The organism is Acidovorax sp. NPDC077693 (assembly GCF_044542805.1).
Lineage (GTDB): Bacteria > Pseudomonadota > Gammaproteobacteria > Burkholderiales > Burkholderiaceae_C > Acidovorax.
On record NZ_JBITVD010000011.1, the window covers coordinates 104367 to 117954 of the forward strand.

Consider the following 13588-nt stretch of genomic DNA (forward strand, 5'->3'; position numbering starts at 1 on the left):
CGCAATTCTGAACGACTGATTTAGGAGACAACGCCCGGCTGCTTTGGGCCCAAAGCGGTCCTTTGAAAGCTAGTCAGAGCGTAGAGCCAAGCCTGACACTTTGACCGCCACTGACCGGTTTCTGGGATTGACCCGAGCTGTGGCGAACACGACCGGTGGACACGATTCTGTCAACCCGAACAGTTGGAAAACATACTCGCCACCCTCAATCTGGACAGTCAAGTCCAGCGGTACCTCGGGCGCAATAGGTTGGTAATCCTCCAACGCTTTTCTAGTCGCAAGCCGAGCAATCTCGCGCATCTCAGCCACTTCTAAATCTCGCGCCTTCACTGCTTGCAGAAATTCTCGTGCCGGTAAATGCTCAAGGCCAGCCCACTCCGGATGGGACAGGAGCATCCCCCGTTCCGGTCCTTCTGTGTTGTCTGTTTTCATGCTTAACCGTCGCCTCCAAAGATGTCTGCTCCTGGCGGAATTCAGCCCCACAGCGAAGGACGCTAGCGGGCCCGAAGCCGACTTCGCCTCACGAAAATGGGAAGGCGCCTCCTGTGGAAAACGAGGGGCAAACTTCGGACTGACCTCTACAGAAGGCCAGCACCTGTTTCAGTTGCTCGGCAACTAGCACCGGGTCGGAAATCAAGGTCACCGGATACTGGTCGGCATCGACTTCGCACCAAATGTTCCGGCTTCGAGCTGCGTCGCAAATCGCAGATAGCGCATCTGCAAAATCACTCGCGGTCGGCCATGGATATGTGCGATGCGGGTCCAATCGGGGAACCAACGAAAGTTGCAACTTGCTTGCGTTGGATGGCGGCTCCACGAGGCCCAGCAACATGCCATCAAAGAAGCAAAGTTCCTCGTTCGATTCGCCCCATTCAGTTCGAAAGAAGCTTCGCAACAGTCCAGGCGTATCCACATCTACGGTCAAAACGAAGATGTCGGGGGTGCGTATGAATGGAAACTCTTGCATTGCCGTATGCCTGCTTGTGGCCGATTCCTGCTATCCCACGACGGTAGACACCGCAACTTGTAACGAGGAGCTGGATCTTATAAAACCGAAAGAGGGATGACACGAAACCTAGTAAACGAATATGCGGAGGCGTGCAAAGAAAACTGATTACCGCAAACCTATGCGCGTAAGTCCGACTGCTGACAACTTCCCCTAAAGATCAACCTCGCCCCTCCCCTACCCCTCCCCCACCACCTGCGCCAGCTCAATCCTGTGCCGCCCGCCCTGCTTCGCACGGTACAGCGCCCTATCGGCCTGGCGCACCAGCTCTTCGGGCAACTGCTCGCGCTGCGGCTGCAGGCTGGCCACGCCGAAGCTCACGGTCACGATGCCGTGCGGCGCGCCCTCGTGCGGCAGCGCCAGTTGCACGATGGCCTCCTGGATGCGGCGCGCCACGTCGGCGGCGGCCTGCAGGTCCGAGCCGGGCAGCAGCACCACGAACTCCTCGCCGCCAAACCGCGCGGCCAGCTCGCCTTCGCGGCGGGCGCCTGTCTGTACCAGGGTGAGGGCCAGTGCTTTTAGGCAGGCATCGCCCGCCAGGTGGCCGTAGTGGTCGTTGAAGTGCTTGAACACGTCCACGTCCAGCATGATGAGCGCCAGCGGCGTGCGGGCCCGCTGGGCCCGGGCCCATTCGCGCGCCAGGGCCTCGTCGAAGTGGCGGCGGTTGGCGATGCCCGTGAGGCCGTCGGTATTGCTCAGCAGCTCCAGCTGGTGGTTGGCCTGCGCCAGCGCCTCGGTGCGCTCGTCGACCAGCGCCTGCAGCTCACTGTTGCGCTGGCGCAGGTCGTCGATGGGGTACACCTCGCTGCCGTGCGCCTTGCCGTAAGGGATGGAGACGCTCACGTGCGCGATCTTCCAGTCGCCCTCGGTGCCCTGCCCTGCGGTCGCCGCGGGCTCGCGCCGGAACAGCACCACTTTGCGGGCCGTCTCGCGGGAGAACAGCGCATCGGGGATCGGCAGGTGGATGTGAAAGAACGCGGTGGCCGCCAGCAGGTCCGGGCCCAGGTCCTGCACGAACAGGTCCACCATGTCGATGCCGATGCGCGTGGGCACCTGGGCAAAGTCCTGCTGCGTCACTTCGACCCACTCGGCCCGGCTTTTCACCAGCTTGTCGCTGCTGCCGGCAAAGCCGCTGAAGCTGTCGCTGAAACGCGCGAGCAGCCGGGTATCGCGTGCGGCATACATCTCGATGTACTCATCGAAGAGCATGCGGGTGAGTCGCTCGCGGTCCGGGGGCATGCAGGGGGTCCTTGTCGTCGGGGGGGTGGTGATGGGGCGGCGCCAGCGACCGCATCACGCGGGCATGGCGACAGGTGCGATTGAATGTAACACCCGCTGCGCCCCAGCAGCCACCCCGGCTTGCCCTGCGGCCGGCCCTGCACCGGCCCTGCACCGGCACTGCCGCGGGCCGGATCATCCGCGCGAGCCACGCCAGCCGCGCCCGCGCTCGTCACCCATGGAACCACCGCGCAGGGCCCATCACCAGCCAGGGGAACAGCACCATCAGGAACATGATGGCGAACTCCGCGATCATGAAGGGCACCACGCCGCGGGTCACGTCGTCCATCGACATCTTGCCCACCCCGGCCACCACGTTCAGCACCGTGCCCACGGGCGGCGTGACCAGGCCGATGGAGTTGTTGATGATGAACATCACGCCGAAGTAGACCGGGTCGATGCCGGCGGCCGTCACCACCGGCATCAGCACAGGGGTCAGGATGAGGATTGTCGGCGTCATGTCCATGGCGGTGCCCACCAGCATCACCAGCACCATGATGGCCGCCATCAGCAGCACCTTGTTGTCCATGAAGGGCTGCAGCAGCCCCACCACCTTGGACGGCAGGTCGGCCACGGTGATGAGCCACGCGCTCACCATGGCGGCGGCGATGAGGAACATCACGATGGCGCTGGTCTTGGCCGCGGCCACGAAGATGCCGTACAGGTCGCGCCAGGTGATCTCACGGTAGATGACGGCCGACACGAACAGCGCGTACACCGCCGCCACCACGGCCGCCTCGGTGGGCGTGAACACGCCCATGCGCAGGCCCACGAGGATGATCACCGGCAGCATCAGCGCCCACAGCGCCTTGCGCAGGGCCGTGAGGATCTCGCCCGCGGACTTGCGCGGCGGGGGCACGATCTTCTCGCTGCGCACCAGCACGGCCCACGTCAGCCACAGGGCCGCACCGATCAGGATGCCCGGCACGATGGCCGCGAGGAACAGCTTGGAGATCGACACGTTGGCCGCCACGCCAAAGATCACGAGGCCGATGCTCGGCGGGATCACCGGGCCGATGACGCCGGTGGCCGCGATCAAACCGCCTGCGCGCGACTTGTCGTGCCCGGCCTTGACCATCATGGGCAGCAGCAGCGCGGTGAGCGCCGCCGCATCGGCCACGGCCGAGCCCGACAGGGCCGACAGCAGGCAGCCGGCCATGATGGTCACGTAGCCCAGGCCGCCCTTCACATGGCCCACCAGGGCCAGCGCAAAGTCCACGATGCGGCGCGACAGGCCGCCCACGTTCATGATCTCCCCCGCCAGCATGAAGAACGGCACGGCCAGCAGCGGAAAGCTGTCGGCCCCGCTGATCAGGTTTTGCGCCAGGATCTGCGCGTCGAACAGATCCAGGTGCCACATCAGCGCCACACCGCTGGCCAAGAGCGAGAACGCGATCGGGATGCCCATGGCCATGGCGAGCAGCAGCGCGCCGACAAAGACGAAGATGGTCATCGCGCGCCCTCCTTGCCGGGGGACGCATGGGTGGTGCCCGCCGAGCCCAGGATCTGCTGCAGCTGCACGGCCTCTTCGGACTCCTGCACCATCACCAGGTCCTCATCGGCGATCTGGCCGCTGAGCAGCCGGTACAGATCAATCGCCAGGATCAGCGCCGCGCACACGGCAAACACCAGCCCCGCCGCGTAGACGATGGCCATGGACGCGCCCGTGGTCGGCGCCGTCACGTCCCAGTTGATGCGCGCCTGCGCCAGGCTGCCCTGGAACAGCAGCCACACGATGTAGAGCATCACGACATGGCCCAGGGCCAGGCAGATCTTCTTGCCCACGGCCGGCAAGCGCTGCACCACCATGTCCACCCCCAGGTGGCCATGCTCGCGCAGTGCGACGATGGCCCCGAGGAAGGTCATCCAGATGAAGAGCCAGCGCGAGACCTCTTCCGACACGGTGATGCCCGAGTTGAAGCCGTAACGCAGCACCACGTTGCCGAACACCAGCACCACCATCAACGCGAGCATGGCGGCGATCACCGCCTCCAGGCCGCGGCAGGCGCCATCCATCCACCGATTCATGTTGTATTTCCTGTGATGGAGGATGGGTACTCAGGCGGCCTGGGCAGCCTCGCGCAGGCTCTCCACCAGCGAGCGCAGCGCCGCCAGGTACGAATGCGGACCGAAGCCCTGCACCGTGGCCTTCACGGCCGGCGAGATGATGGAATGCGCACGCCAGGCCTCGCGGGCGGCGATGTTGGACATGTGCACTTCGATCACCGGAAACGGCATGGCCTTGATCGCGTCGTGCAGCGGCACGCCGTGCTGCGTGAGGCCCGCGGGGTTTACCAGCGCGCCCTGCGCGGCGTCGATGTGGTCGTGCAGGAAGTCGATGAGCGCGCCTTCGTGGTTGGACTGCACGATGGCGAGTTCGACCTGCAGTTCGGCCGCGAGCTTTTGCAGCCGCTCGTTGATCTGCGCCAGCGTGGTGGTGCCGTAGATGTGGGGTTCGCGGCGCCCGAACAGGTTGAGGTTGGGGCCGTGGAGGACGAGGATTTTCATGGGGTGTTAAGGGTTGAGAGCGGCTGACAAAGCTCAGCGAAGCGGTTCTGGCTAGGCGCTGCGTCGCAGGCAGTGCGAATAGCACGACAAGACGCAGCAACGACGCCAGAAGAGTTTTGCCAGGCGCTCTTACTTGCGGATGCGGGCGAGTTCGCTGTTGTAGAGCTTCACGATGGCCGGGTCGTAGGTGGCGGCGAACTTCTCGATCACGGGCTTGGCGATCTGCTGCATGCGGGCCAGCTCGGCCGGCGCGATCTCGTTGTAGGCCATGCCCTTGGCCTGCAGGTCGCCTACCGACTTCTGCGCGGCGGCACGGCTTACCTGCCGCTGGTAGCCGCGCGCCTCGTTGGCGGCGTCGTGCATCATCTTTTGCTCGGCGGGGGTGAGCTGGTCCCAGAACTTCTTGCTCACCAGCACGATGTTGGCGGCATACACGTGGTTGGTGGCGCTCACGTACTTCTGCACCTCGAACATCTTGTTCGACAGGATCACCGCATAGGGGTTCTCCTGGCCGTCCACCGCCTTGGCCTCCAGCGCGCCGTACAGCTCGGCAAACGGCATGGGCACCGGGTTGGCCTTGAAGGCCTTGAACGTGTCGAGGAACACCGGGTTGGGGATCACGCGCAGCTTCAGGCCATCGAAATCATCGGCCTTGGTGATGGGGCGCTTGCTGTTGGTCACGTTGCGAAAGCCCAGGTCCCAGTAGCCCAGGGCCACCAGGCCTTTTTCGGGCAGCTTGGCGATCAGCGTCTGGCCCAGCGGGCCGTCCAGCAGCGCATCGGCCTGGGCGAAGTTGGCCACCGCGAACGGAAAGTCCACCAGCCCGAATTCCTTGACGATGCCGGCCAGCGACGTGGTGGCCGGGGCCGACATCTGCTGCACGCCGCCCTGCAGGGCCGACTGCTGCTGCAGCTCGTTGCCCAGCTGCGAGGCGGGGTATTCCTGCACCTTGAGCTTGCCGCCGCTCTTGGCCGCCAGCAGCTCGGCAAAGCGCTTGACGCCAAAGCTCACCGGGTGGTCCGCATTGTTCAGGTGACCGAAGCGGATCACGCGCTCTTGCTGGGCCGCGGCCGGCAGGGCCAGCAACAGGGACAGGCCGGCGGTGGCCAGAAGGCAGGCAGTTTTCTTCACGGGGCATCTCCATCAAAAAAAGGGGCAAGGCTTGCCAGGGCGCAACCGATGTCGCCGCCGCAGCGCTTGGGATGCATCGTAGAAAAAAGTGGAAAGTGTTTCCATAGTAGAAACCCTTTAACAAATTTTGGTACATTGCTGCCCAACCGGTGACAGCGCCCCCAGCCTGCCCGTCCCCATTCGAAAGCCATTGCCCATGAGCAGCATCCTCGAGCGCAGCTTCAAAGTCCTGGAACACCTCGCGCCCCACCCCGAAGGCAAGGCGCTGTCGAACCTCGCGTCCGAGCTGGACATGCCGCTGAGCGCCACGCACCGGCTGCTGGCCGAGCTGGTCCGCTGCGGCTATGTGCGCCAGGAGCACAACCAGGGCAACTACATGCTGACGATCAAGCTGGTGTCGCTGGGCCTGGGGTTCCTGAGCGCCAGCGGCATCGTGGACATCGCCCAGCCGCTGCTGGACCGGCTGGCGGCCGAATCGGGCGAGCTGGTGCGCCTGGCCGTGGTGGACGGCAGCGAGCTGACCTTCGTCGCCAAGGCGCAAGGGGCCGTGCGCGGCCTGCGCTACGACCCGGACATGGGCCTGTCGGTGAACCTGTCGTGCAGCTCGGCCGGCCACGCGTGGCTGTCCACGCTGAGCGATGAGGAAGCGCTGGCGCTGGTGTCCCAGCAGGGCTTTGGCAAGCCCGAGGACTACGGCCCCAACGCACCCACCACCGTGAAGGCCCTGCTGGCCTACCTGAAGGCGGCGCGCCAGCGCGGCTTCAGCATGATCGTGGAAGTGTTCGCGCCCGCCATGACCGCCATGGCCGCGCCCATCCGCAGCAGCCACAACGGCGCGGTGATCGGCGTGGTCACCATTGCAGGGCCGCTGGTGCGCCTGACCGAGGAGCGCATGCTGGCCCTGGGCCCTGCCCTGCTGGCCACCACCGAAGAGCTGGCGATGGCCAGCAGCGGATCGGCGATGCTCAGGAAACGCGGGTAGGTCCGTGGGGCTCTAACTGCAGCTGCAGCTGCAGCTGCAACTGCGACTACGGCTGAACCCGCATCAGCCCCGGGGCGCAAACAGCGCCAGCGTGTCGTGCGCAAACGCGCCCTCGATGTCGAGCATGCGCATCTTGGTGGCGGCACCGCCCCCGGCCGAAAAGCCACCGGTCTTGCCATTCGCAGCCAGGATGCGGTGGCATGGCACCACCGGCGCAAACGGGTTGTGCCCCAGCGCCTGGCCCACGGCGCGCGCTGCACCGGGCTCGCCCAGCGCCGCAGCCATCTCGCCATAGGTCATGGTCTTGCCCGGCGGAATGCGGCGGGCCAGTGCGTACACGCGGGCGTTGAACGGCGGCACGCCCTCGGTGGCCAACGGCACGTCCAGCAGATCGTCGTGCACGCCCTCCAGCGCGGCCACCACGCGCGCGGCCCAGGCGGCCACGGCGGGCGGCATGGCGCATTCGGACAACTGCGGAAAGCGCCGCTGCATGCGGGCACGTGTCGCGGCTTCGCCCGCGTCTTCGGGCAGTTGCACGCCCGCCAGCAGATCGCCCTGCCATGCGATGCCGCAGTGGCCGATGGCGGTGGCGAACAGCGCGAAACCGCCCACCGCATGCGGGGCGGCGTCGCCCGAATGGGTGAGGTGGGCGAGCGGGGCGCGCTGCGCGGTAGGGTCGTTGTCCGGCTTCACAGGAATTGCTATATCTTTAATAGCTGCTTGCGCTTGCTCAGCAAGCGGTAGAGGCCTATTTGACCTCAAACCCTGCCCTTTATCCTCAACCTTCGGCCCTGAGCGCTGCCCGCAGTTGCTCACCCACTTCGGGCTTGCCGGCAAACGGGTCGGTGGGGTTGCGGCCCAGCATGATGTCTTCCATGCGCGTCTGCACCGAAGCGATGGCCTTGGGGTGGCTGTAGATGTAGAACTGGCCCTGCGCCGCTGCGTCGAACACTTTCTGCGCGACTTCGGCCGCGGTCACCTTGCCGCTGCCCACGGCCTTGTCGCTCATGGCCTGGCCGATGAGCTGGCTCTTGGTGGGCTTGTCGGCCGGCATGTCGCCGGGCCGGTTGCGGTGGCTCTGGGCGATGCCGGTGGGCACGAAGAACGGGCACAGCACGCTGGCCTTGATCTGGTCCGTGACCAGCGACAGGTCCTGGTACAGCGTCTCCGACAGGCTCACCACCGCGTGCTTGCTCACGTTGTAGATGCCCATGTTGGGCGCGTCCACCAGGCCCGCCATGCTGGCGGTGTTGACGATGTGGCCGCGCCAGGCGGGGTCTGCCTTGGCGGCCGCCAGCATCATCGGCGTGAACAGGCGCACGCCGTGCACCACGCCCCAGAGGTTCACGCCCAGCACCCATTCCCAGTCCTTGACCGAGTTCTCCCACACCAGGCCGCCGGCGCCCACGCCGGCGTTGTTGAACACCAGGTGCGGCGCGCCGAAGCGCTGCTGCACGTCCGCGGCCAGTTGCTCCATCTGCGCGGCGTTCGACACGTCGACCTTGCGCGCCAGCACCTGCACGCCCGCCGCCTGCATCTCCGCCGTGGCGGCGTCGAGCGCGTCCTGCTGCACGTCCACCAACACCAGGTTCATGCCCAGGCGGGCGCCGATGCGCGCGCATTCGAGGCCGAAGCCCGAGCCTGCGCCAGTGAGGACGGCGGTCTTGCCGGCAAAGTTGTCGATCATGGTGGTGTCTCCTTGAAGTGGTGTGTGGTTTTGTGTGTGTTCAGCGCCAGGGCATGTATCGATGCATCCGTGCGGTCACCGGGTCATCCATCGCCCTGCCGTTCGCCCTGAGCTTGTCGAAGGGTGTCCGCGAGGGCTGCCCTGGCTTCGACAGGCTCAGCCCGAACGGGTGTGGGTGTGGGTGTGGTTGTGAGGTGGCGCGGCGCCGCCGTCAGGCCTTTGCAGCCCGCAGCACATACCCGATGCGCGGGAAGTGCACGTGCACGGTGCCCGCGCGCGGGTCGGTGCGGCGCAGGGTGTAGCGGGTGCGGGTGGCGGCGATCAGCTCGCCCTCGGTCGGCTCGGTGCCGAAGCTCTCGGCGGCGATGGCGACCTGCGAGCCCAGCGGGATGCCGTGCTCGTCCTGGAACACATCGTCCATCAGCGGCAGCGGCTCTGCGCCGGCCGCCACGGTGATGGCGTCTTCGGCCGCGAACTTCTCCATGCGCCCGTGGCCCAGCGCGGCCACACGGTCCATCCATTCGAGCACCGCGGGCGTGGCCGCAAAAATGTCGGCCATCACCGGCACGCACTGGCGGGTGAACCACAGCGGGTGGTAAGCAGCAAAGTCGGCAAGACACGGCTCGGCGCCGAACAAAAAGTCATGCTCCTCGGCCATGTGCGCGATGCGGCGCAGGTACGAGCGGTAGGCCGCCGTGGCGTCTGCGGGGCGCAGGCGCTGCATGCCCGCGCTCATCTCGCGGCGGTCTTCGCTGAAGGCCTGGGCCACGTTGGGCGGCAGGTTGGCGAACATGGCCGATGCGCCCTTGGGCTGCAGGTTGTAGGCCATGGCCGCCCAGAACAGGCTGCTGTCGGCCCACTGCGCAAACACCCGGGCCACGCCCTTGAGGTGCGGCGGGTACAGCACGGGCTCGGGCTGCTCGTGCTCCAGCACGTCGCAGATCAATGCGGAGTCGCAGTAGATGTCGGCACCGACCTGCAGGAACGGCGTCTTGCGGTAGCCGCCCGTGAGCGCCACCACATCGGGCTTGGGCGCGATGCTGGGGATGATCACGGACTTCCAGGCCAGCTTCTTGAAGCCCAGCACCAGGCGGATCTTTTCGGAAAACGGCGACGAGGGGTAGTGGTGCAGGATGAGATGGGACATGGGTTTCTCCGCAAAATTCTGTGGGGTGAATCAGATCGGAAGCGCGCGGGCCAAGATGGCGTCCAGGTCCACGCCCGCACCCAGCGTGCCGAAGCTGTAGCCCCAGTCGCCGGCCAGGCGTGAATCGCAGAAGGCACCGAACACGGCGCCGGGTGCACTGCGGTACAGCAGCGCGGCCTGCACGGCCAGGGCCACGTCCTGCGCCAGGCGGCGGGCCTCGGCCTCGGTGGTCATCGCGTCCACGCGCAGGGGCAGCGCGCTGGCCAGGCGGTCGAGCGCCGGGTGGGCGCCGCGCGCGGGGGCCAGTTCGTCGGCCAGGGCCGCAGCGGTGTCGGCGCGGCGCACGGCGCGCAGCAGGTCCAGCGCCATGATGTTGCCGGCGCCTTCCCAGATGGAGTTGAGCGGCATCTCGCGGTAGATGCGGGCCATGGTGCCTTCACCGCCCTCTTCCACGTAGCCGTTGCCGCCCAGGCATTCCATGGCCTCCTGCGCGAACACGCTGCCGCGCTTGCACACCCAGAACTTGGCCACGGGCGTGAGCAGGCGGGCCATGACGGCCTCGTGCTCGCTGGTGGCCGTCTTGTCGAAGGCGCTGGCCAGGCGGATGGACAGCGCGGTGGCGGCCTCGCTCTCCAGCGCCAGGTCGGCCAGCACGTTGCGCATGAGGGGTTGCTCGATGAGCTTCTTGCCAAAGGCCGACCGCTGGCGCGTGTGGTGCAGCGCGATGGTCAGCGCCTGGCGCATGAGGCCGCTGGTGCCCAGGGCGCAGTCCAGCCGCGTCATGGTGCCCATCTCCAGGATCTGCGCCACGCCGCGGCCTTCGTCGCCCACGCGCCAGGCGTTCGCGTCGATGAATTCGACCTCGGAGCTGGCGTTGGCGTGGTTGCCCAGCTTGTCCTTCAGGCGCTGGATGCGGATGCTGTTGAGCACGCCGTTGCGGTCGTCCGGCAGCACGCGCGGCAGGAAGAAGCAGGTCAGCCCGCCGGGCGCCTGCGCCAACACCAGGAAGGCGTCGCACATGGGCGCCGAGAAGAACCACTTGTGGCCCGTCAGGCGGTAGCGCGGCCCCCAGGCGTCCTCGCCGTCGGCCACGGCCTGGGTGGTGTTGGCGCGCACGTCCGACCCGCCCTGCTTTTCGGTCATGCCCATGCCCATGGTGAGCGCGGATTTTTGCGAGAACAAGGCCAGGCGCGGGTCGTATTGCGTGCTGGCCAGGCCCGCGCTCCAATCGGCCCACACGGCGGTGTTGCCGCGCAGTGCTGGCGTGACCGCATAGCTCATGGAGACCGGGCACAGCACCGAAGGCTCGGCCTCGGTGAACAGCATGAAGCCGGCGGCCCGCTCGGTGTGGGCGTACGCCGCTGCTGCACCCGTGCGCGACCAGGGCGTGGCGTGCAGGCCGTGGCGCAGCGCCGCGCCGATCAGCGCGTGGTAGCTGGGGTGGAACTCCACCACATCGGTGCGATGGCCGAAGCGGTCGTGCGTGTGCAGCTGCGGCTTGTGGGTGTTGGCCAGGCGCGCGTGGGTCTGCATTTCGGCCGAGCCCATCTCTGCGCCCAGGGCCGTGAGGCCGGCCAGCGGCAGCGCGGGGCTGTGCAGGCGCAGCGCATCCTGCAGCGGCTGGTTGGTGGTGAACAGGTTCACATCCGCCCACGGCGTGCTCTGGTTGAATACGTCGTGGGTACGGGCCAGGACCGCGGCAGGTGCGGTTGTCGTCATGACGGGCTCCGCAGCATTTCGACGTGGGGGATGTCGTCTTCGAGGTACTCGTCCGACACCGTGACAAAACCCAGGCTGCCGTAGAAGCGCTGCAGGTGCGCTTGGGCGCTGATGCGAATCGCGTGGCCAGGCCACGCCGCGGTGCAGCGGGCGATGCCCTCCTGCATCAGCACACGGCCCGTGCCGTTGCCGCGCGCCTCCTTGGCGGTGACCACGCGGCCGATGGACGGCTCGGCGTAGTTCACACCCGGGTCTGCCACGCGCAGGCAGGCCTGCAGGACGCCAGCGTCGTCGTAGCCCAGCAGGTGGTGCGACTTCTTGTCGGCGCCGTCCGGGTCCTGGTAGGGGCCCTGCTCCAGAATGAACACCTTGCAGCGCAGGGCCAGCGCGTCGTGCAGCGCGTGCACGCCCAGGTCGTCGAAGCGGGCCCAGGTCCAGCGCAGGTGGGGCGACGGGTTGCTGGTTTCCATCATGCCCATGCTCAGATCAATTTCACGAGCTGCTTGCCGAAGTTCTTGCCCTTGAGCAGGCCCAGGAACGCTTCGGGTGCGGCGGCAATGCCGTCCGCCACGGTCTCGCGCGGGCGCAGCTTGCCGGTGCCGACCAGCGTGCCCAGCTCTTTCAGGGCCTCGGGCCAGACTTCCATGTGCTCGCTCACGATGAAGCCTTCGACCTTCATGCGGTTGATGAGCATGAGCGCAGGGTTGGCCATGGGCAGCGGCGCGCCGTCGTAGCCGGCGATCATCCCGCACAGGGCGATGCGGCTGAAGGCGTTCATGCGCAGCATCACCGCGTCCATAATCCATCCGCCCACGTTCTCGAAATAGCCGTCGATGCCGTTCGGGCAGGCTTCCTTGAGCGCCTTGGACATGGCCTTGACGTCGCTGTGCTGCTTGTAGTCGATGCAGGCGTCGAAGCCCAGTTCCTCCACGGCGTACTTGCATTTTTCAGCACCACCGGCAATGCCTACCGCGCGGCAGCCGCGCGCCTTGGCCAGCGCGGCAAACGCGCTGCCCACGGCGCCGGTGGCGGCGCTCACCACCACGGTGTCGCCTTCCTTGGGGGCGATGATCTTGACCAAGCCATACCAGGCCGTCACGCCGGGCATGCCCACCGCGCCCAGGTAGTGCGACAGCGGCACGTGGGCCGTGTCCACCTTGCGCAGCGCGCCGGGGGCGTTGGCGTCGACCACGCTGTATTCCTGCCAGCCGCCCATGCCCACCACCTTGTCGCCCACGGCGTACTTGGGGTGGCGGCTCTCGGCCACCTCGCCCACGGTGCCGCCGATCATGACCTCGCCCAGGCCCTGCGACGCGGCGTAGCTCTTGCTCTCGTTCATGCGGCCGCGCATGTACGGGTCCAGGCTCAGGTAGTGGTGGCGCACCAGCACCTGGCCGTCCTGCAGCGCAGGCGTGTCGGTGGCGACCAGCTTGAAGTTGCTGGCCACGGCCTCGCCCTGGGGACGGTTGTCGAGAACGATTTGCTGATTGCGTGGCATGGAGAGCTCCTTGAACGTTTGCTACTATTTTTATAGCTGCCAGCGCTTATCCATCAAGCGTTAGCGGCCATTTTCACTTGAATTTCGGGCGGACTCAGTCGGTGGAAATCACCTTGAGGCCATTGACGCTGCGGCCGTCCACCGGCAGGCGCTTGACGTACTTGAAGGTGCCGGTGGCGTGGCTGCAGATCTTGCCTTGCGCGTCGTACACCGTGCCTTCGGTGAACGCCATGGTGGCCGTGCGGTGGATGAGCCGCCCCTTGGCCACCAGCGGGCCGCGGGCGGGCTGCATGAAGCTGGTCTTCATCTCGATGGTGACCACGCCCATGTCGGGGGTCTCGCTGCGCGCGGCCGTGGCCATGGTCACGTCCAGCAGCGTCATCGACGCGCCGCCGTGGGTCACGTCGAATGAGTTCAGGTGCTCGGGCTTGGCTTCGTAGCGCAGCTCGGATTCGCCCTTCTCCATGCGGTGCAGGGTGAAGCCGAGGTGGCTGACAAAGGGGATCTCGACACCAAATTTCAGCACAGGTAACTCCAGTTTTTGTAGGGAGGCAAAAGCATACGCCTTCGCACTGCCTCGGCGGCACAAACACGGGCATGGCGAGGGCATCGGGTGCACTGCCCACACCGCC

15 protein-coding genes are annotated in these 13588 nt (G+C 66.5%); 1 reads left to right on the forward strand and 14 read right to left on the reverse strand.

Annotation, left to right across the window (positions count from 1 at the left end):
* Positions 1-69: 69 nt before the first annotated feature.
* From ACIGHN_RS16765 to ACIGHN_RS16795, 7 genes are all read right to left on the reverse strand, one after another.
* Complete coding sequence (locus tag ACIGHN_RS16765) at positions 70-432, reverse strand: hypothetical protein (protein ID WP_156370485.1); 363 nt, start codon at positions 430-432, stop codon at positions 70-72.
* An 88-nt stretch (positions 433-520) separates the two neighbouring features.
* Positions 521-967 carry a hypothetical protein gene (locus ACIGHN_RS16770; protein ID WP_396505248.1) on the reverse strand — a complete coding sequence of 149 codons (447 nt, stop codon included), beginning with the start codon at positions 965-967 and terminating at the stop codon, positions 521-523.
* 216 nt (positions 968-1183) lie between these two features.
* Entirely contained in the window at positions 1184-2245 is a 1062-nt protein-coding gene (locus ACIGHN_RS16775; RefSeq protein ID WP_396505249.1) for a GGDEF domain-containing protein, read from the reverse strand.
* Positions 2246-2456: 211 nt separating this feature from the next.
* Entirely contained in the window at positions 2457-3737 is a 1281-nt protein-coding gene (locus ACIGHN_RS16780; RefSeq protein ID WP_056165444.1) for a TRAP transporter large permease, read from the reverse strand.
* The gene (locus ACIGHN_RS16785) at positions 3734-4312 is read right to left on the reverse strand and encodes a TRAP transporter small permease (RefSeq protein ID WP_056165441.1); all 579 of its coding nucleotides are present in this window, start codon (positions 4310-4312) and stop codon (positions 3734-3736) included. Before ACIGHN_RS16785 ends, ACIGHN_RS16780 begins: the two co-directional genes overlap by 4 nt.
* A 30-nt stretch (positions 4313-4342) precedes the next feature.
* A complete protein-coding gene (locus ACIGHN_RS16790) occupies positions 4343-4792 on the reverse strand; it encodes a type II 3-dehydroquinate dehydratase (protein ID WP_056419487.1) in 450 nt (149 codons plus the stop codon).
* 129 nt (positions 4793-4921) lie between these two features.
* Positions 4922-5923 (reverse strand): TRAP transporter substrate-binding protein, encoded by a 1002-nt coding sequence (locus tag ACIGHN_RS16795; protein WP_056419485.1) that lies wholly within the window; start codon positions 5921-5923, stop codon positions 4922-4924.
* 196 nt (positions 5924-6119) lie between these two features.
* On the opposite strand from ACIGHN_RS16795, the gene ACIGHN_RS16800 reads away from it, so the two are divergent.
* Entirely contained in the window at positions 6120-6905 is a 786-nt protein-coding gene (locus ACIGHN_RS16800) for an IclR family transcriptional regulator (RefSeq protein WP_056165436.1), read from the forward strand.
* Positions 6906-6968: 63 nt separating this feature from the next.
* Here the strand turns inward: ACIGHN_RS16800 and ACIGHN_RS16805 are convergent, their stop codons facing one another.
* The 7 genes from ACIGHN_RS16805 to ACIGHN_RS16835 all read right to left on the reverse strand — a co-directional run bounded on the left by ACIGHN_RS16805 (position 6969) and on the right by ACIGHN_RS16835 (position 13482).
* Entirely contained in the window at positions 6969-7517 is a 549-nt protein-coding gene (locus ACIGHN_RS16805) for a methylated-DNA--[protein]-cysteine S-methyltransferase (RefSeq protein WP_396505348.1), read from the reverse strand.
* A gap of 166 nt (positions 7518-7683) precedes the next feature.
* On the reverse strand, positions 7684-8592 hold the full coding sequence (locus ACIGHN_RS16810) for an SDR family oxidoreductase (protein WP_056419481.1): 909 nt from the start codon (positions 8590-8592) through the stop codon (positions 7684-7686).
* A 211-nt stretch (positions 8593-8803) separates the two neighbouring features.
* Positions 8804-9739 carry a glutathione S-transferase family protein gene (locus tag ACIGHN_RS16815; RefSeq protein ID WP_056165432.1) on the reverse strand — a complete coding sequence of 312 codons (936 nt, stop codon included), beginning with the start codon at positions 9737-9739 and terminating at the stop codon, positions 8804-8806.
* Between the two features lie 30 nt (positions 9740-9769).
* A complete protein-coding gene (locus ACIGHN_RS16820) occupies positions 9770-11458 on the reverse strand; it encodes an acyl-CoA dehydrogenase family protein (protein WP_396505250.1) in 1689 nt (562 codons plus the stop codon).
* Positions 11455-11928, reverse strand: a complete 474-nt coding sequence (locus tag ACIGHN_RS16825) for a GNAT family N-acetyltransferase (RefSeq protein ID WP_396505251.1) — start codon at positions 11926-11928, stop codon at positions 11455-11457. Before ACIGHN_RS16825 ends, ACIGHN_RS16820 begins: the two co-directional genes overlap by 4 nt.
* 11 nt (positions 11929-11939) lie before the next feature.
* Positions 11940-12956, reverse strand: coding sequence for an NADP-dependent oxidoreductase (locus ACIGHN_RS16830; protein ID WP_056419471.1), 1017 nt, complete (start codon positions 12954-12956; stop codon positions 11940-11942).
* A 94-nt stretch (positions 12957-13050) separates the two neighbouring features.
* Entirely contained in the window at positions 13051-13482 is a 432-nt protein-coding gene (locus ACIGHN_RS16835; protein ID WP_082485809.1) for a PaaI family thioesterase, read from the reverse strand.
* Between the last annotated feature and the right edge of the window lie 106 nt (positions 13483-13588).

What these genes read in the sequence shown, in the direction of transcription:
- ACIGHN_RS16770 (WP_396505248.1), bottom strand. Translation starts at nt 967, where the DNA reads ATGCAAGAGTTTCCATTCATACGCACCCCCGACATCTTCGTTTTGACC.
- ACIGHN_RS16790 (WP_056419487.1), bottom strand. Translation starts at nt 4,792, where the DNA reads ATGAAAATCCTCGTCCTCCACGGCCCCAACCTCAACCTGTTCGGGCGC.
- ACIGHN_RS16810 (WP_056419481.1), bottom strand. Translation starts at nt 8,592, where the DNA reads ATGATCGACAACTTTGCCGGCAAGACCGCCGTCCTCACTGGCGCAGGC.
- ACIGHN_RS16785 (WP_056165441.1), bottom strand. Translation starts at nt 4,312, where the DNA reads ATGAATCGGTGGATGGATGGCGCCTGCCGCGGCCTGGAGGCGGTGATC.
- ACIGHN_RS16820 (WP_396505250.1), bottom strand. Translation starts at nt 11,458, where the DNA reads ATGACGACAACCGCACCTGCCGCGGTCCTGGCCCGTACCCACGACGTA.
- ACIGHN_RS16800 (WP_056165436.1), top strand. Translation starts at nt 6,120, where the DNA reads ATGAGCAGCATCCTCGAGCGCAGCTTCAAAGTCCTGGAACACCTCGCG.
- ACIGHN_RS16830 (WP_056419471.1), bottom strand. Translation starts at nt 12,956, where the DNA reads ATGCCACGCAATCAGCAAATCGTTCTCGACAACCGTCCCCAGGGCGAG.
- ACIGHN_RS16815 (WP_056165432.1), bottom strand. Translation starts at nt 9,739, where the DNA reads ATGTCCCATCTCATCCTGCACCACTACCCCTCGTCGCCGTTTTCCGAA.
- ACIGHN_RS16765 (WP_156370485.1), bottom strand. Translation starts at nt 432, where the DNA reads ATGAAAACAGACAACACAGAAGGACCGGAACGGGGGATGCTCCTGTCC.
- ACIGHN_RS16780 (WP_056165444.1), bottom strand. Translation starts at nt 3,737, where the DNA reads ATGACCATCTTCGTCTTTGTCGGCGCGCTGCTGCTCGCCATGGCCATG.
- ACIGHN_RS16825 (WP_396505251.1), bottom strand. Translation starts at nt 11,928, where the DNA reads ATGGAAACCAGCAACCCGTCGCCCCACCTGCGCTGGACCTGGGCCCGC.
- ACIGHN_RS16775 (WP_396505249.1), bottom strand. Translation starts at nt 2,245, where the DNA reads ATGCCCCCGGACCGCGAGCGACTCACCCGCATGCTCTTCGATGAGTAC.